This window comes from Streptococcus infantis, from assembly GCF_047463275.1.
In the GTDB taxonomy this organism is placed as follows: Bacteria; Bacillota; Bacilli; order Lactobacillales; family Streptococcaceae; genus Streptococcus; species Streptococcus infantis_AF.
On sequence record NZ_JASHEE010000001.1, the window covers coordinates 198,393 to 215,874 of the forward strand.

The following is a 17,482-nucleotide window of genomic DNA, read 5'->3' on the forward strand; positions in this document are numbered from 1 at the left end:
GAGAAGAAAATGTTAGAATTTATCGAATATCCAAAATGTACAACTTGTAAAAAAGCTAAGAAAGAATTAGATCAACTTGGACTAGAATATAAAGATGTTCATATCGTTGAAGAGACTCCGAGTGAAAAGGTCATTTTAAACTGGCTCGAAACTTCGGGATTTGAATTGAAGCAATTTTTCAATACTAGTGGAATCAAATATCGTGAACTCGGATTGAAAGATAAGGTTGGAACATTGTCAAACAAAGAAGCAGCCAAACTCTTGGCTAGTGATGGTATGCTGTTAAAACGTCCAATACTTGTTGAAAATGGTCTTGTAAAACAAATTGGCTATCGTAAAACATACAATAACTTGGATTTGAATTAGTTTTTTTCTATCTCATTGATAGATAAAATATATAACCTCCCACTTTTAAAGTATGATACACTAGAAGGTAGATGAAGTCTGATATGCTCGTAGCAAATATTTTTAATTAGAGCATAAGTATGATAGAATGAATCATTATCTTGAGAGGATGTTTCTATGAATGTTACAACGATTTTAGCATCTGATTGGTATCAAAATTTGATGCAATATATTCCAGATGGCAAACTTTTTAGTTTGCGTTCTGTCTTTGATGGGATTCCAAGAATTGTACAGCAATTACCTACAACATTGATGTTAACGGTATTTGGTGCCTTTTTTGGTATCATGCTAGCCCTAGTCTTTGCTATCGTTAAAATCAACCGAGTTAGATTTATTTACCCATTACAAGCCTTTTTTGTTAGTTTCCTAAAAGGAACTCCAATTTTAGTTCAACTGATGTTGACTTATTATGGAATTCCATTAGCTTTGAAAGCCTTGAATCAACAATGGGGAACTTCTCTGAACATTAATGCGATTCCAGCAGCAACATTTGCGATTGTGGCTTTTGCTTTTAACGAGGCGGCCTATGCCAGCGAAACTCTTCGTGCGGCAATTCTTTCTGTAAATCCAGGTGAAATTGAAGCTGCTCGTAGTCTTGGTATGACACGTGCGCAAGTTTATCGTCGTGTGATTATTCCCAATGCAGCAGTAGTTGCAACACCAACCTTGATTAACTCCTTGATTGGCTTGACCAAGGGGACTTCCCTAGCCTTCAGTGCAGGTGTTGTAGAAGTCTTTGCCCAAGCTCAGATTTTGGGTGGTGCAGACTATCGTTACTTTGAACGTTTCATCTCAGTAGCTCTCGTCTATTGGGTGGTAAATATCGTTATTGAAAATATTGGCCGTTTCATTGAAAGAAAAATGGCTATTACAGCACCAGATAATATTGAGACAGATGTGAAAGGAGAGCTTCGCTAATGATTAAGATTTCAAATTTAAGCAAATCCTTTTCAGGTCAAACCGTTTTGGATCATCTGAACTTAGATATTCAAAAAGGAGAAGTTGTTGCCTTGATTGGTTCGTCAGGGGCTGGGAAATCAACTTTTCTCCGTAGCCTAAACTATCTAGAAACTCCTGATAGTGGAAGTATTCAGATTGATGATTTCAAAGTTGATTTTTCTCAAATTACGCAAGAAGAAATTCTAACTCTTCGTCGCAAACTATCCATGGTTTTCCAACAGTTTAATTTATTTGAGCGTAGAACAGCGCTAGAAAATGTTAAAGAAGGCTTGGTGGTAGTTAAAAAACTATCGGACGAGGAAGCGACTGAAATTGCTAAGGAAGAGCTGGCTAAGGTTGGGCTTTCTGATCGTGAACAGCATTATCCTCGTCACCTATCAGGGGGACAAAAACAACGGGTCGCTATAGCGCGTGCCCTAGCCATGAAACCGGACGTTTTGCTTTTGGATGAACCAACCTCAGCTCTTGATCCTGAATTGGTGGGTGAGGTTGAGAAATCAATCGCAGACGCTGCCAGGTCAGGTCAAACCATGGTTTTGGTTAGTCACGATATGTCATTTGTTGCTCAAGTTGCGGATAAGGTTTTATTCTTGGATAAAGGAAAGATTATTGAATCTGGAACACCGGATGAGATTATTAACCATCCTAAAGAAGAACGAACAAAAGAGTTCTTTGCTAGTTACAAACGGACCTATATTTGATATAATAGAAGATAAGAAAAACTCAGTTGGCTAAGCTAACTGGGTTTGCTCTTTAAAAATAATAGAAATGAGAGAGAGCATGCTAGTTCAGCTATTTGCTTTGTATTTAGAGAGTTTGGTTTTGACGATTTTACTAGTCTTGGTTGTCTTAGGGATTTGGATTGGTTTAAGAGCTCTATCAGGTGTGGATAAAACTGCCAAGGAGCGTCAGGCTCACCTCTATGATATGATTATGATTGGAGTTCTAACAATTCCAGTATTGTCTTTTGCAACCATGAGCATCTTGTTGGTTCTCAAGGCGTAATAGTTGTCAAATAGGATTTTATCCGTTAGAATAAGAATAGTTACAACAAGAAAGAAGGAAATAGAATGTACGATACGATTATTATTGGTGCAGGTCCTGCTGGGATGACTGCAGCCTTGTATGCAGCTCGCAGCAATCTCAAAGTAGCTTTGATTGAAGGTGGCCTTCCTGGTGGTCAGATGAACAACACTTCTGACATTGAAAACTATCCAGGTTATGCTAACATTAGTGGACCTGAGTTAGCAGAAAAGATGTTTGAACCTCTTGAAAATCTAGGTGTTGAACATCTCTATGGCTTTGTAAAAAATATTGAGGACCATGGTGATGTTAAGAAAGTAATCACAGACGATGAAGAATTTGGAACTCGCACAGTTATTGTGGCGACTGGTTCTAAGCACCGACTCTTAGGCGTTCCAGGTGAAGAAGAACTCAACAGTCGAGGTGTTTCTTACTGTGCGGTTTGTGATGGTGCCTTTTTCCGTGACCAAGATTTGTTGGTTGTAGGTGGTGGAGATTCGGCTGTTGAAGAAGCAATCTTCTTAACACAGTTCGCCAAATCTGTAACCATCGTTCACCGTCGTAATGAGCTTCGTGCTCAAAAAGTCTTGCAAGACCGCGCCTTTGCCAATGAAAAAATCAACTTCATTTGGGATTCTGTTGTCAAAGAAATCAAGGGTGAAAACCGTGTGGAGTCAGTTGTCATTGAAAATGTTAAAACAAATCAAGTGACTGAACATGCCTTTGGTGGTGTCTTCATCTATGTTGGTTTAGATCCAGTTAGCGATTTTACAAAAGATTTACAAATCCAAGATGAGTCAGGTTGGATTGTGACAGATGACCACATGAAGACAAGTGTTGCAGGTGTCTTTGCAGTTGGAGATGTTCGTCAGAAAGACCTTCGCCAAGTTACAACAGCAGTTGGAGATGGTGCTATTGCAGGTCAAGAAGCCTATAAATATATTACTGAACATAGTTAAAAAGGCGGTGGGACAGAAATCGGTAGACAAAGTCTCGATTTCGTAGTCCAAGCCCCGCGAGGATGATTAGGAACTTTTTGGAGTCTAAAAGACGAACCAAAAGTTCAATCAGCTACCGCGTCAAAGTTTGATTGCTAATAAAAAGTGAGGTCGGGATCTTTTGTCCCAACCTCACTTTTTATTAGAATCGATTGCGGAAGGCTTCGTACATAAGAATAGCAGCAGCAACGCTTGCATTGAGACTCTGTACATGTCCATTCATTGGAATAGTGATCATCTCATCCACTTGTTTTTTGATGTTACTTGAGATACCTTTTCCTTCATTTCCGATAATGAGGGCGACCTTTCCACTGGTGTTCCATTTATGGCAAGGAGTTCCATTCATATCAGTTCCAAAGGTCCAAAAGCCTTCTTCTTTAAGTTTATCCAAAGTTTGGCTGAGATTGGTAACGCGAGCAATGGGTACGTGCTCGATGGCACCCGTTGCTGTTTTTGCAACTACGGGTGTCACACCAACAGCTCGATGCTTGGGAATAATAACACCTGAAACATTGGTTGCATCGGCTGTTCTTAGGATAGAACCTAAGTTATGAGGGTCGGTTAGTCCATCGAGGATCAATACTAGTGGGTTTTCTTCTTGACGAGTCTGAGCAAGAATCTGCTCAAGTTCAGTATAGGCAAATTCAGAAACACGTAAAACGAAGCCTTGGTGGACAGCTCCTTCAGTCATCTCGGAAAGTGATTTTTTTGAAGTCCAAGAGATGGATACTTTCTTTTCAGTTGCCAGTTCCTTGACTTTTTCTACATTCTTACCTCGTAAATCATCCTGGAGATAGAGTTTGTTTCCAGTATTTGCTAACAGTGCTTCGGTAACGGCATGAACGCCATAGACAATATCATTTGTTTTCATGGCTCTATTATAACATAAAACCCCGTCTTTCAACGGGATTTTCTTTATTCCAGAATGAGTAAACCTTCTTTGACTGCGAAAGGATCCTTTTCATTGATACGATCATAAAACATAATACCATTTAAGTGGTCGATTTCATGTTGTACAACGATGGAGTTGTAGCCTTTTAGCTTGATGCGATGCTTTTCGCCATCTTTGTCAAAGTAGTCGACAGTTACTCGAGCATGGCGGATAACATAACCTGGGACAGCACGATCGACTGATAGGCAACCTTCTCCCTCTCCTAGAGCAGCGTCTTGGACTGAGTGTGAGACAATCTTAGGATTGTACATAACAGCTTGTAAGTCATAGGCTTCTTGATGTGTTTCACCTTCCTCGGTGATATTAGGAACTAAAACAGCAATGATGCGTTTTGAGATATCTAATTGTGGTGCAGCAAGTCCGACTCCTCCACGTAGACCTAACTTTTCAGCCATAACTGGGTCTTGTGAATGTTTCAAAAATTGCATCATTTTCTCACCAAGAATGATATCTTGATCACTCAATGGGAAAGTGACTTCCTCGGCAACTGCACGTAGGGTTGGATTGCCCTCGCGGATAATATCTTTCATATCGATTAAATGTGAAGCTTTTGTAATACGTTCTATAGCAGACATGTTCTCTCCTTCCTTCCATTACAATTCCATGATAACACAAAATAGTTGAGAAAGAAAGTCACAGAAGTTGCTAATAAAGGGAAATAGCTATTTGTCTGTGGTATAATAAGGTAAGGAGACTTGCATCAAAAAGCAAGGAGAAAAGATATGGAAAAACGTAGTAGAAGAAAAAAGCAATCAGGATTACCAGTTGTCAGAGAGTCTATCCAATTTTTCAAAAACTATCGACAGTGGAGTAATAAAACCTTTGTTGTTGTGTTATTGATTGTTGTTGCTTTCTCGATGGCTTTGACTTTATTAGCTCAAGGAATTAAGGGAGTTCCATTGTGGAATAGGAATGCACCTGCAGTGAATCAGAATTCAGAATCTAAAGGTAAGAATTCCGTAACGGAAGAAGAAACGAGTGTGCGCATCATGGCAAATGGTGATCTCCTCTATCATATTCCGATTTATCGAACTGCCCTAAAAGAAGATGGGGCTTATGATTTTCATGAAAACTTTGAGTATGTAAAACCTTGGCTCAAACAAGCAGACCTAGTCATTGGTGACTTTGAAGGAACTGTAAACAAGGATCACTACTTAGGAGGATATCCTTTATTTAATGCACCAGGAGAAGTCATGGATGCTATAAAGGATGCTGGTTACCAAGTGTTAGACTTGGCTCACAATCATATCTTAGATTCTCAGATTGAGGGAGTTTTTTCAACTGCAGATGCTATCGAAAAAGCTGGAATGACTCCAATCGGAGTTTACACCCACGAACCAAGAGATAAAGCGCCTATCGTCATCAAGGAAGTCAAGGGCATAAAAGTTGCTCTTCTAGCTTATTCTTATGGTTTTAACGGTATTGAAGAAAACATTTCTAAAGAAGACTATGACAATCATCTTTCTGACCTCAACGAAGAAAAAATGAAGGCAGAAATTGAACGAGCTGAAAAAGAAGCAGATATAACGGTTGTTATGCCTCAGATGGGAATTGAGTATCAATTGGAACCAACTGAAGAGCAAAAGGAACTCTACCATAAAATGATCGATTGGGGGGCTGATATTATCTTCGGTGGACACCCTCACGTTGTTGAACCAGCTGAGACAGTTGAAAAAGACGGGGATAAGAAACTTATTATCTACTCTATGGGGAATTTCCTATCGAATCAGCGTATTGAAACCATGCAGGATGAGGAAAATGCCAAATGGACAGAACGTGGCGTTCTCATGGATGTAACCATTAAGAAAAAAGCAGGAAAGACTACGATTGAGACTGCTCAAGCTCATCCTAGCTGGGTTAATAGGACACCAAAAGGAACTTATTCTCCAGAAGGTTATCCACTCTATCTATACCAGACCTATATCTTAGATGATTTCATTGAGGGTGGGAAATATCGTAGCCAGTTAGATGAAGCAACTAAGGAACGGATTGATACAGCCTACAAAGAAATGAATGAGCATGTAGGTTTGAAATGGTAGCAAAGGAGAGCGAGAAGAAAAAGATGGACATTAGAGTAATTGCGACGGATATGGATGGAACCTTGTTGGACCCCAAGGGACAACTGGATCTACCTCGTCTAGAAAAAATTTTGGACAAGCTGGACCAATGTGATATTCGTTTTGTCATTGCAACGGGAAATGAAGTTCATCGTATGCGACAATTACTGGGACATCTAGCAGAAAGAGTGGTTCTCGTAGTTGCTAACGGTGCTCGGATATTCGAGAACAATGAATTGATTCAAGCACAAACTTGGGATGATGCCATAGTTGATAGGGCTTTAGCTCATTTTAAAGGTAGAGAATGCCAGGATCAGTTTGTTGTAACTGGAATGAATGGTGGCTTTGTTAAGGAAGGCACTGTTTTTACAGAACTAGATAAATTTATGACTCCGGAGATGATCGAAAAGCTCTATCAACGTATGCACTTTGTTGATGAATTTGACTCTAGCCTTTTTGGAGGAGTTCTCAAGATGAGTATGGTTGTTGGTGAAGAACGATTAGATGCAGTTTTACAGGAAATTAATGATTTGTTTGATGGTCATGTGCGAGCTGTTTCTAGTGGCTACGGCTGTATTGATATCTTACAGGATGGCATTCATAAGGCATGGGGCCTAGAGGAATTGCTCAAACGTTGGAACTTAAAACCTGAACAAATCATGGCTTTTGGTGATAGTGAAAATGACATTGAAATGTTAGAGTTGGCAGGAATTTCATACGCCATGGAAAATGCAGAAGAGACTGTTAAGAGGGTTGCGACAAAAGTAGCACCAGCCAACAGTCAGGCGGGTGTTTACCAAGTTTTAGAAAACTGGCTAGAAAGAGGAGAATAACTTGGCAGTACAACTATTAGAAAACTGGCTCTTAAAAGAGCAAGAGAAAATCCAAACCAAGTATCGTGAACTCAATCAGATTTCAGTAATTGAACCTAATATCATTTTTATCGGTGATTCTATTATAGAGTATTATCCCTTGCAGGAATTGCTAGGGACAACAAAGACCATTGTGAACCGAGGTATACGAGGCTATCAGACCGGACTTTTACTAGATAACCTTGATGCCCACCTCTATGGTGATGCAGTAGATCAAATCGTGCTTTTGATTGGGACCAATGACATCGGGAAAGATGTTCCAATGAGTCAAGCACTAACCAATCTTGAAAGTGTGATTCAAAGTATTTCTCGTGACTATCCGCTGTCAAAGATTAAGCTAGTTTCTATTCTGCCAGTTCATCAAGGGGAAGAATACAAACAAACAGTTTATATTCGTACAAATGAGAAAATCAAGGCCTGGAACCAAGCTTATCAAGAGTTAGCTTTTGCATACATGCAGGTAGAATATGTGTCTGTTTTTGAAGAGCTACTCGATCAGGAAGGGCAACTCAAATCAGACTATACAACAGATGGGCTTCACCTTAGCGTTTCTGGCTATCAGGCTCTATCAGAAACCTTGAAAACTAGACTTTTCTAGACATCTACTTGCATTTTTGCTTTTTTAACCTAGATAAGGTATAATATCTTTATAGTCTTTGGGGTCGTTACGGATTCGACAGGCATTATGAGGCATATTTTGCGACTCGTGTGGCGACGTAAACGCTCAGTTAAATATAACTGCAAAAAATAACACTTCTTACGCTCTAGCTGCCTAAAAACCAGCAGGCGTGACCCGATTCGGATTGCTCGTGTCTGATGACAGGTCTTAATTTTAGCGAGATACGATCAAACTTTGTCTAGCAGTTTGATAAGAGATTGATAGACTCGCAGTTTCTAGGCTTGAGTTATGTGTCGAGATGCTGTTAAAATAATACATAACCTATGGTTGTAGACAAATATGTTAGCAGGTGTTTGGACGTGGGTTCGACTCCCACCGGCTCCATTATTCTTTTGCATTCTTTTGCATTCCTTTCTAAAACGTTGTTTTTACAACGTTTTTTATTTTATTCTTTGGTATTCCTTGGTATTCTTTTTTACAAAAAGGATACAACATTCCGTCGTATCCTAAATATCAAATCAAGTCCTGAATTTTCTTAAGTTTTTATCATATTTTCTGTTATAATTAAGGTGCCTTAAGAAAAATAATGAAAAAACTAAATGTTTTTCATATAGTTTTCATTTTTTGTGTTATAATTAAGGTGCCTTAAGAAAAATATTAAGGTGCCTTAAGAAAAATAATGAAAAAACTAAATGTTTTTCATATAGTTTTCATTGTTTTAATAGTTTAAAGTCAATCTTATTTTTCTCTAATAGAAAATAATGAAAAAGTAGGTTTAGAAAGAGGTAAGTATCTATGTCTTCTCATAAAAAAGTGTCACTTTCTGAGATTAATCAGTCCATCGATACTCCAAATAACAATCATTTCTGGCAAAATTTAAAGGCCTTTTTAGGTCCGGGTGCTCTTGTCGCAGTTGGTTATATGGATCCAGGAAACTGGATTACCAGTGTAGTCGGTGGTGCTTCCTATAAGTATAGTCTCTTGTTTGTTATCTTGATTTCATCTCTCATTGCCATGCAACTTCAGCAGATGGCAGGAAAGCTTGGTATTGTAACCCAGATGGACCTGGCTCAAGCAACGGCTCATCATTCACCTAAATGGCTTCGTTATAGTCTATGGGTGATTTTAGAATTAGCCTTGATGGCGACAGACCTGGCAGAAGTTCTAGGTTCAGCCATTGCTCTCAATCTTCTCTTTAAGATTCCGATTATGATAGCCATCCTTTTGACGGTTCTAGATGTCTTTCTCTTATTGCTTTTGATGAAATTTGGCTTTAAGAAGATTGAAGCTATTGTGACAACACTGATTTTAACCATTCTAGCAATTTTTACCTATCTGGTAGCTTTGTCACATCCAAGCTTCCAAGGAATCGTTGAGGGTTATCTACCGAATGCGACCTTATTTGAGAGTCCTTTGCCAGGACATGAAAGTCAATTAACATTAGCTCTGGGGATTGTAGGTGCGACGGTTATGCCTCATAACCTCTATTTGCATTCTTCCTTGTCTCAAACTCGGAGAATCAATCACAAGGACAAGCATGATGTTCGAAAAGCGGTGCGCTTTATGACCTGGGATTCAAATCTTCAACTGTCCTTGGCCTTTATCGTTAACTCCCTTCTATTAATTCTCGGGGCGGCTCTCTTTTTCGGCCATGCATCCGAGATTTCTGCCTTTTCTCAAATGTATAACGCCCTGCAGGATTCTACCATTGCAGGAGCTATAGCTAGCTCGACCTTATCAACCTTGTTTGCCTTGGCTTTATTAGCCAGTGGTCAAAATTCGACAATTACGGGTACTTTGACTGGACAAATCGTTATGGAAGGTTTCTTGCATATGAGATTACCTCAATGGTTCATTCGTTTGGCAACTCGTCTCTTTGCCTTGTTGCCTGTCATGATTGTAGCGGTTGTGTTTGGTCATCAGGAAAAAACCTTGGATCAGTTATTGGTCTATTCGCAGGTCTTTCTTTCAATCGCTCTTCCATTTTCAATCTTCCCTCTGATTTATCTAACTTCTAAGAAATCACTGATGGGCGAATTTACCAATGCCAAATGGAATACCATCCTTGGTTATATTGTTTCCATTATCTTAACAATTCTCAATGTGAAATTGTTATTTGATATTTTTTAAAAAGGTCATCCTCGTTCTATTGCTAACATATAAAAAAAGATACCCAAGATTTCCTGGGTATCTTTTTTTGAAGATAAACGGAAGACATGGGATTCGAACCCACGCACGCTTTAACACGCCTACCGCGTTTCCAACACGGCCTCTTAAGCCTCTTGAGTAATCTTCCATTGTTTACTAACCTAGTCTACCATAAAGCCTTCTTTCTTGCAAATTTATTTGAAGCTGAGGAGTCAGTGATAGAAAATGAAAGAAATTGATAAAAAGTGCTTGACTTTGGATTTTTTTATGATAGAATATAAAATGTAATCGTTAACAGGAGGTAAACTAGTGCTAAAAAGTGAACGAAAACAGGTGATTTTAGAAGAATTGAAACAGCATAAAATCGTCTCACTTGAGAAATTAGTAGGTTTGTTAGATACTTCAGAATCAACGGTCAGACGTGATTTAGATGAATTGGAGTCTGAAAATAAACTTCGTCGAGTGCATGGAGGAGCAGAGTTGCCTCACTCCTTGCAAGAAGAAGAAACCATTCAAGAGAAATCTGTCAAAAACCTTCAAGAGAAAAAGTTGATTGCTCAAAAAGCATCTTCCCTCATCAAAGAAAAAGATGTTATCTTTGTGGATGCAGGAAGTACGACAGCCTTTCTCATTAAGGAATTGGAGCGAAAAGACATTACAGTAGTAACCAATTCCATCCACCATGCAGTTCAATTAGTGGACAAGCAAATCCCTACGGTGATTATCGGTGGTGGAGTCAAGATGACAACAGATGCCAGTATCGGAGGAGTAGCGCTTAACCAGATTAACCAACTGCACTTTGATCGTGCCTTTATTGGAATGAATGGTGTAGATGAAGGTTACTTTACAACTCCAGATATGGAGGAGGGCGCCGTCAAGCGTGCTATCTTAGAAAATGCTAAACAGACATATGTTCTAGCAGATTCATCCAAGATTGGTCAGTCTTGTTTTGCTAAGGTAGCTCCTATAAAACGAGCTATTGTCATTACAAGCAAGGGTCACAAGCTCTTGTCAGCTATCAAAGAGAAAACGGAGGTAATAGAAGTATGATTTATACAGTCACACTCAATCCATCTATAGACTACATTGTCCGTTTGGACAAAGTGGAAGTTGGTAGTGTCAATCGTATGGATAGTGATGATAAGTTTGCTGGTGGTAAAGGTATCAATGTTAGCCGTGTCTTGAAGCGTTTGGATATTCCAAATACAGCGACAGGTTTCATCGGAGGCTTTACTGGAAAATTTATCACAGATACTTTAGCTGAAGAACAAATTGAAACGCAATTTGTCCAAGTGGCAGAAGATACGCGTATCAATGTCAAAATCAAAGCAGACCAAGAAACAGAAATCAATGGGACAGGTCCTAATGTTGAGCCCGAACAACTTGAAGAGTTAAAAGCCATTCTTTCAAGTCTGACAGCAGAAGATACAGTAGTATTTGCTGGATCAAGTGCTAAAAACTTAGGCAATGTCATATATAAGGATTTGATTGCCTTGACCCGTCAGACAGGCGCACAAGTAGTCTGTGACTTTGAAGGTCAGACCTTGATCGATAGTTTGGATTATCAACCACTTTTGGTGAAACCAAATAATCATGAACTGGGAGCTATCTTTGGAGTCAAGCTTGAAAGCCTTGATGAAATAGAGAAATATGCTCGAGAATTGCTGGCTAAAGGTGCTCAAAACGTGATTATCTCTATGGCTGGTGATGGTGCCCTTCTGGTAACATCAGATGGAGCATACTTTGCTAAACCGATTAAAGGAACCGTGAAAAACTCAGTTGGTGCTGGTGACTCGATGGTTGCTGGATTTACGGGTGAGTTTGTCAAATCAAAAGACGCAGTAGAAGCCTTCAAATGGGGAGTGGCTTGTGGAACAGCAACTACATTTTCAGATGATTTAGCAACTGCAGCATTTATTAAAGAAACTTATGAAAAAGTTGAGGTAGAAAAAAGATGAAAATTCAAGATTTATTGAGAAAAGATGTCATGTTGCTTGATTTGCAAGCAACTGAAAAAACAGCAGCTATCGAAGAAATGATTCATAGCTTGGTTGAACACGGATATGTGACAGATTTTGAAACCTTTAAAGAAGGAATTTTAGCGCGTGAAGCTTTGACTTCTACAGGCTTGGGCGACGGTATCGCTATGCCACACAGCAAAAATGCTGCAGTTAAAGAAGCAACTGTTCTCTTTGCTAAGTCAAACAAGGGTGTTGACTTAGCAAAGTTTAGACGGACAAGCAACTGACCTCTTCTTTATGATTGCTGCTCCAGAAGGTGCCAATGATACTCACTTGGCTGCCTTGGCAGAATTGTCACAATATTTGATGAAAGACGGATTTGCTGATAAACTTCGTCAAGTAACATCAGCTGATCAAGTCATTGAACTCTTTGACCAAGCTTCAGAAAAAGCTCAAGAACCAGTTCAAGCTCCTGCAAATGAATCTGGTGACTTTATCGTAGCAGTTACAGCTTGTACAACAGGAATCGCCCACACATACATGGCCCAAGAAGCTCTTCAAAAAGTGGCTGCGGAAATGGGTGTTGGTATCAAGGTTGAAACCAACGGTGCAAGTGGTGTTGGCAACAAATTGACAGCAGATGATATCCGCAATGCCAAAGCTGTTATCATCGCTGCAGATAAAGCAGTTGAGATGGATCGTTTCGATGGTAAACCATTGGTGAATCGTCCAGTTGCAGATGGTATTCGTAAGACAGAAGAGTTGATCAACTTGGCTCTTTCTGGTAATGCTGAAGTATATCGTGCTGCGAATGGAGCGCAAGCTTCAACAGCATCTAATGAAAAACAAAGTCTAGGTGGTGCCTTCTACAAACACTTGATGAGTGGTGTATCCCAAATGTTGCCATTCGTTATCGGTGGAGGTATCATGATTGCCCTTGCCTTCTTGATTGATGGTGCTTTGGGTGTGCCTAATGAGAGCCTTGGAAATCTTGGTTCTTACCATGAACTCGCTTCTATGTTCATGAAAATTGGTGGTTCTGCCTTTGGTTTGATGCTTCCAGTATTTGCAGGATATGTTGCTTACTCAATCGCTGAAAAACCAGGTTTGGTAGCAGGTTTCGTAGCTGGTGCTATCGCTAAAGAAGGTTATGCCTTTGGTAAAATCCCTTACGCACAAGGTGGCGAAGCAACTTCAGCTCTTGCAGGAGTATCATCAGGTTTCCTTGGAGCCCTCGTAGGTGGATTTATCGCAGGTGCTTTGGTACTCTTGGTTAAGAAATACGTGAAGGTTCCTCGCTCGCTTGAAGGTGCTAAATCAATCCTTCTCTTGCCACTTCTTGGAACAATCTTGACAGGATTTGTCATGCTAGCTGTTAACATTCCAATGGCAGAAATTAATACTGCTATGAACAACTTCCTTGGTGGCCTTGAAGGTGGTTCAGCTGTCTTGCTTGGTATCATTCTTGGAGGTATGATGGCTGTCGATATGGGTGGACCTGTCAATAAAGCAGCTTATGTCTTTGGTACAGGTACTCTTGCAGCAACAGTGGCAACAGGTGGTTCAGTAGCCATGGCAGCAGTTATGGCTGGAGGAATGGTTCCACCACTTGCAATCTTTGTGGCAACACTTCTATTCAAAGATAAATTTACTAAAGAAGAACGTAACTCTGGTTTGACGAACATCGTTATGGGCTTGTCATTCATTACTGAAGGTGCGATTCCGTTCGGTGCAGCAGACCCAGCTCGTGCTATCCCAAGCTTCATCCTTGGTTCAGCGGTAGCAGGTGGACTTGTTGGTCTTGCAAATATCAAACTCATGGCTCCTCACGGAGGAATCTTCGTTATCGCCCTTACTTCAAATGCTCTTCTTTATCTTGTCTTTGTCTTGGTAGGAGCTATCGTCAGTGGTGTCGTTTACGGTTACCTTCGTAAACCATTAGAAAAATAATTACAAATACATTCAAATGACTGAACACGAAAGTGGGCAGTCATTTTTTTGATAATGGAGTTAGGGAGACAGGTCTTTAAAGTGATATAATAGAGGTAAATCTTAGAGAATTTAATTGATAGAACGCTATAGTTCTACCAATAACTTAGAGGAGATAAGTATCATGAATGATTCAAGATAAGAAGGAGTCGACAAGCTAGAAAAGGGACAATTCGGTCGCCAAAGTCTTACAAAAGAAGAGTTACAGGAGGTCTATGCCAGCTTGGTGGAGGAGAATTTTCCTGATTCTAAACGAATTCATTTTATAGCTGATTTAGGTAGGGGCCCAGAACTTGCCTTTCATTTTGAGCTCATTTGCAAAGATTGGGAGGAAGGAACTGACCTGAATTTTGAAGCGAGTTTTGACCAGCATGGGCAGGTGGGGATCGATTATCTTTTGGAAATTCTCGATCAAGAGGAAGCGGAGAGTCAGCGCGTTTTGATTGTATATCTTCTAGCGAAAATCCTTTCCAAAGTAAGACATAGAGATTTTTATGCATCTTCTTGCAAGCAAGTACTTCCTGTTCTAATCTCTCTTTTACCTAGTTCAGAAGCTTCTAATCGTAGAAAGCTAATCATTGCCCTAGGTTGGATTGGTTCAATAAGTGAGATAGAAATCTTAGGACAACATCTCTTGACTGACCAAGATGCACTTTGTCGTGCCTGTTCTGCCAGTAGTTTGATGCAATTATCTTTTCATAAAGTTGAAAAAGAAGTCTTGATGGAGAAAATGAAGGATTTGTTTGGTGAAGCAATTACAGAAGAAAAGGACTTGCAGGCTTGCGCTCTGATGATAGAAGCAGCCCAGGTATTGTTTGGGAAAAAATGGATCCCTACATCTGCTGTAGAGAAGTTGGAAATCGAAAAGATTGAAAAGGCAAGAAAATCAGCAATTAGATTTTTGAAGAAGTAGTGAGACAAGGTTGTTGAAAAATCATATAGAATAGAAAATTCAAAAATATCAACGAAAGATGATTGTGTCTAGTAGATGCCGTCATTTTTTAACCTCTCGAAAAGTTTCTGAAATATGGTATAATAGAAGCATGGCAAACAAGAATACAACTAAAACAAGACGAAGACCGTCTAAAGCAGAATTGGAAAGAAAACAAGCGATTCAACGAATGTTGATTTCCTTAGTTTTGGCTATCTGTTTAATTTTTGCTGCTCTTAAATGGGGAGCTGTCGGAATCACTGTTTATAACCTGATTCGCTTACTCGTAGGGAGTTTAGCATACTTAGCTATTTTCTCTCTCTTGATTTATCTATTCTTCTTTAAATGGATTCATAAACAAGAAGGCTTGCTAGCAGGTTTCTTCTTTATTTTTGCAGGCTTACTCCTCATCTTTCAAGCTTATCTTGTCTGGAAGCTTAGCATGGCAAATGCTGTTTTTCAAGGAACGATTGGACAAATCTTTAAAGATTTAACCAGTTTTCAAGTAACCGGTTTTGCAGGGGGAGGCTTGTTAGGGGTAGGGCTCTACATTCCGGTAGCCTTTTTGTTCTCAAACATCGGTACCTATTTCATAGGGGCAATCTTAATCCTAATCGGAGCTCTTTTAATGAGTCCATGGTCTATCTATGATATTGCTGATTTTCTTTCAGCTCGATTTGCTATCTGGATGGAACGCCGTGAACAGAAAAAACAAGAGCGCTTTATCAAGCGTGAAGAGGAAAAGGCACGAAGAGAAGCAGAAGAGCAAGCAAGACTTGAAAAAGAAAGAGAAGAGCAGGCTTTGCTTGACATGCAGCCTGTAGATATGGAAACTGGAGAAATCTTGTCAGACCAACCACCGCAAGAATTTCCTCCACTTCCAGAGGAGGAATGGATAGAACCTGAGATTATTCTCCCGCAAGCTGATTTTGATTACCCTGAAGAAGGAGACTATCCAGAAGAAGAAGTTTTCTCTGAAGAAGATGATGATGACGAAGAGGTTGAAGTAGATTTTTCTGCTAAAAAGACCTTGGAGTATAAGCTTCCAAGCTTGCAACTCTTTGCGCCAGACAAACCAAAAGATCAGTCAAAAGAAAAGAAAATCGTACGAGAAAATATCAAAATTTTGGAAGAGACCTTCGCAAGTTTTGGTATCAAGGTAACAGTTGAGCGTGCTGAAATCGGTCCGTCGGTGACCAAGTATGAGGTTAAACCTGCAGTTGGTGTCCGTGTCAACCGTATTTCAAACCTAGCAGACGATTTAGCTTTGGCTTTGGCTGCTAAAGATGTCCGTATCGAAGCACCGATTCCTGGGAAATCCTTGGTAGGTATCGAAGTTCCTAACTCGGAAATTGCAACTGTATCCTTCCGTGAGCTTTGGGAACAATCTCAGACAAAACCTGAAAATCTTTTAGAAATTCCTCTTGGGAAAGCAGTCAATGGTACGGCTCGTAGTTTTGATTTGGCAAAAATGCCTCACTTGCTTGTAGCTGGTTCGACTGGTTCAGGTAAATCCGTTGCAGTTAATGGAATCATCGCAAGTATTCTCATGAAGGCTCGTCCTGATCAAGTTAAGTTTATGATGGTGGATCCTAAGATGGTTGAGCTTTCAGTATACAACGATATCCCTCATCTCTTGATTCCAGTTGTGACCAACCCTCGCAAGGCAAGTAAAGCTCTTCAAAAAGTCGTAGATGAAATGGAAAACCGCTACGAACTATTTGCTAAGGTCGGCGTTCGAAATATTGCCGGTTTTAATGCTAAGGTTGAGGAATTCAATGCCCAGTCTGAATACAAGCAAGTACCTCTACCTTTAATCGTCGTGATTGTCGATGAGTTGGCTGACCTCATGATGGTTGCTAGCAAGGAAGTAGAAGATGCCATTATCCGACTTGGACAGAAGGCGCGTGCGGCCGGTATTCACATGATTCTTGCAACCCAGCGTCCGTCGGTTGATGTTATTTCTGGTTTGATTAAGGCAAATGTGCCGTCACGTGTAGCATTCGCTGTTTCTTCAGGAACGGATTCACGTACGATTTTGGATGAAAATGGTGCTGAGAAATTGCTTGGTCGAGGGGATATGCTCTTTAAGCCAATTGATGAAAACCATCCTGTTCGTCTCCAAGGTTCCTTTATCTCTGATGATGATGTGGAACGTATTGTTAGCTTCATTAAGGCTCAAGCAGATGCTGATTATGATGACAGTTTTGATCCTGGAGAAGTTTCTGAGTCAGATGGTGATTCTGGCTCTGGCGATGAAGGTGGGGATCCACTCTTTGAAGAAGCCAAGGCTTTGGTTATTGAAACTCAAAAAGCAAGTGCATCCATGATCCAACGTCGTCTATCTGTTGGTTTTAACCGAGCGACTCGATTGATGGAAGAATTAGAGATGGCTGGAGTTATTGGTCCTGCTGAAGGGACAAAACCTCGAAAAGTCTTACAACAATAAATTGTTTGAAAATAGAATAAAAATTCAAGAAATTACCTTTCGAAAATGGGGATAATCTACTCTAATTTTTCGAAGGTGATTTCTTTTTTTATGCCTATGATTATAGGTGTTCTTGTAG

15 protein-coding genes, 1 tRNA gene, 1 other RNA gene and 1 pseudogene are annotated in these 17,482 nt (G+C 39.9%); 15 read left to right on the forward strand and 3 right to left on the reverse strand.

What is annotated here, in order from left to right:
• Positions 1–9: 9 nt before the first annotated feature.
• The 5 genes from QM923_RS01030 (at position 10) to trxB (ending at position 3,347) form a co-directional block, all read left to right on the forward strand.
• Positions 10–366 carry a Spx/MgsR family RNA polymerase-binding regulatory protein gene (locus tag QM923_RS01030; protein WP_036757721.1) on the forward strand — a complete coding sequence of 119 codons (357 nt, stop codon included), beginning with the start codon at positions 10–12 and terminating at the stop codon, positions 364–366.
• Between the two features lie 156 nt (positions 367–522).
• Positions 523–1,323, forward strand: a complete 801-nt coding sequence (locus tag QM923_RS01035; RefSeq protein ID WP_414290539.1) for an amino acid ABC transporter permease — start codon at positions 523–525, stop codon at positions 1,321–1,323.
• Positions 1,323–2,066, forward strand: coding sequence for an amino acid ABC transporter ATP-binding protein (locus QM923_RS01040; protein WP_414290540.1), 744 nt, complete (start codon positions 1,323–1,325; stop codon positions 2,064–2,066). The genes QM923_RS01035 and QM923_RS01040 overlap by 1 nt, the downstream gene beginning before the upstream one ends.
• Positions 2,067–2,145: 79 nt before the next feature.
• On the forward strand, positions 2,146–2,370 hold the full coding sequence (locus QM923_RS01045; protein ID WP_006152536.1) for a DUF4059 family protein: 225 nt from the start codon (positions 2,146–2,148) through the stop codon (positions 2,368–2,370).
• Between the two features lie 65 nt (positions 2,371–2,435).
• A complete protein-coding gene (gene trxB / locus QM923_RS01050) occupies positions 2,436–3,347 on the forward strand; it encodes a thioredoxin-disulfide reductase (protein WP_414290541.1) in 912 nt (303 codons plus the stop codon).
• Between the two features lie 181 nt (positions 3,348–3,528).
• Here trxB and rlmB read toward each other — a convergent pair whose 3' ends face one another.
• Together rlmB and def are read right to left on the reverse strand one after the other, a co-directional pair.
• Positions 3,529–4,257 (reverse strand): 23S rRNA (guanosine(2251)-2'-O)-methyltransferase RlmB, encoded by a 729-nt coding sequence (gene rlmB / locus QM923_RS01055; protein WP_414290542.1) that lies wholly within the window; start codon positions 4,255–4,257, stop codon positions 3,529–3,531.
• Positions 4,258–4,301: 44 nt separating this feature from the next.
• Entirely contained in the window at positions 4,302–4,913 is a 612-nt protein-coding gene (def, locus tag QM923_RS01060; RefSeq protein ID WP_414290543.1) for a peptide deformylase, read from the reverse strand.
• A gap of 147 nt (positions 4,914–5,060) precedes the next feature.
• Here def and QM923_RS01065 point away from each other — a divergent pair, with 147 nt between their 5' ends.
• The 5 genes from QM923_RS01065 (at position 5,061) to QM923_RS01085 (ending at position 10,016) form a co-directional block, all read left to right on the forward strand.
• Positions 5,061–6,377, forward strand: coding sequence for a CapA family protein (locus QM923_RS01065; protein ID WP_414290544.1), 1,317 nt, complete (start codon positions 5,061–5,063; stop codon positions 6,375–6,377).
• A gap of 23 nt (positions 6,378–6,400) precedes the next feature.
• Positions 6,401–7,228, forward strand: coding sequence for an HAD family hydrolase (locus QM923_RS01070; protein ID WP_414290545.1), 828 nt, complete (start codon positions 6,401–6,403; stop codon positions 7,226–7,228).
• Between the two features lies 1 nt (position 7,229).
• Entirely contained in the window at positions 7,230–7,865 is a 636-nt protein-coding gene (locus QM923_RS01075) for an SGNH/GDSL hydrolase family protein (RefSeq protein WP_414290546.1), read from the forward strand.
• 60 nt (positions 7,866–7,925) lie between these two features.
• Positions 7,926–8,273: a transfer-messenger RNA gene (gene ssrA, locus QM923_RS01080) on the forward strand.
• A 408-nt stretch (positions 8,274–8,681) separates the two neighbouring features.
• Positions 8,682–10,016 (forward strand): Nramp family divalent metal transporter, encoded by a 1,335-nt coding sequence (locus QM923_RS01085; protein WP_414290547.1) that lies wholly within the window; start codon positions 8,682–8,684, stop codon positions 10,014–10,016.
• Positions 10,017–10,094: 78 nt separating this feature from the next.
• Here QM923_RS01085 and QM923_RS01090 read toward each other — a convergent pair.
• Positions 10,095–10,182 (reverse strand) — tRNA-Ser (locus tag QM923_RS01090).
• A 161-nt stretch (positions 10,183–10,343) separates the two neighbouring features.
• On the opposite strand from QM923_RS01090, the gene QM923_RS01095 reads away from it, so the two are divergent.
• From QM923_RS01095 to QM923_RS01115, 5 genes and pseudogenes are all read left to right on the forward strand, one after another.
• Complete coding sequence (locus tag QM923_RS01095) at positions 10,344–11,084, forward strand: DeoR/GlpR family DNA-binding transcription regulator (RefSeq protein ID WP_414290548.1); 741 nt, start codon at positions 10,344–10,346, stop codon at positions 11,082–11,084.
• Positions 11,081–11,992, forward strand: coding sequence for a 1-phosphofructokinase (pfkB, locus tag QM923_RS01100; protein WP_006152496.1), 912 nt, complete (start codon positions 11,081–11,083; stop codon positions 11,990–11,992). The genes QM923_RS01095 and pfkB overlap by 4 nt, the downstream gene beginning before the upstream one ends.
• Positions 11,989–13,945: pseudogene (locus QM923_RS01105) on the forward strand (fructose-specific PTS transporter subunit EIIC). Before pfkB ends, QM923_RS01105 begins: the two are co-directional and overlap by 4 nt.
• Positions 13,946–14,210: 265 nt before the next feature.
• A complete protein-coding gene (locus QM923_RS01110) occupies positions 14,211–14,897 on the forward strand; it encodes a HEAT repeat domain-containing protein (RefSeq protein ID WP_414290549.1) in 687 nt (228 codons plus the stop codon).
• Positions 14,898–15,078: 181 nt separating this feature from the next.
• The gene (locus QM923_RS01115) at positions 15,079–17,364 is read left to right on the forward strand and encodes a DNA translocase FtsK (RefSeq protein WP_414290765.1); all 2,286 of its coding nucleotides are present in this window, start codon (positions 15,079–15,081) and stop codon (positions 17,362–17,364) included.
• Positions 17,365–17,482 lie beyond the last annotated feature (118 nt).

Coding starts and splice junctions, on each gene's coding strand:
- QM923_RS01045 (WP_006152536.1), top strand. CDS start 2,146: ATGCTAGTTCAGCTATTTGCTTTGTATTTAGAGAGTTTGGTTTTGACG.
- QM923_RS01065 (WP_414290544.1), top strand. CDS start 5,061: ATGGAAAAACGTAGTAGAAGAAAAAAGCAATCAGGATTACCAGTTGTC.
- trxB (WP_414290541.1), top strand. CDS start 2,436: ATGTACGATACGATTATTATTGGTGCAGGTCCTGCTGGGATGACTGCA.
- pfkB (WP_006152496.1), top strand. CDS start 11,081: ATGATTTATACAGTCACACTCAATCCATCTATAGACTACATTGTCCGT.
- rlmB (WP_414290542.1), bottom strand. CDS start 4,257: ATGAAAACAAATGATATTGTCTATGGCGTTCATGCCGTTACCGAAGCA.
- QM923_RS01030 (WP_036757721.1), top strand. CDS start 10: ATGTTAGAATTTATCGAATATCCAAAATGTACAACTTGTAAAAAAGCT.
- def (WP_414290543.1), bottom strand. CDS start 4,913: ATGTCTGCTATAGAACGTATTACAAAAGCTTCACATTTAATCGATATG.
- QM923_RS01070 (WP_414290545.1), top strand. CDS start 6,401: ATGGACATTAGAGTAATTGCGACGGATATGGATGGAACCTTGTTGGAC.
- QM923_RS01085 (WP_414290547.1), top strand. CDS start 8,682: ATGTCTTCTCATAAAAAAGTGTCACTTTCTGAGATTAATCAGTCCATC.
- QM923_RS01040 (WP_414290540.1), top strand. CDS start 1,323: ATGATTAAGATTTCAAATTTAAGCAAATCCTTTTCAGGTCAAACCGTT.
- QM923_RS01035 (WP_414290539.1), top strand. CDS start 523: ATGAATGTTACAACGATTTTAGCATCTGATTGGTATCAAAATTTGATG.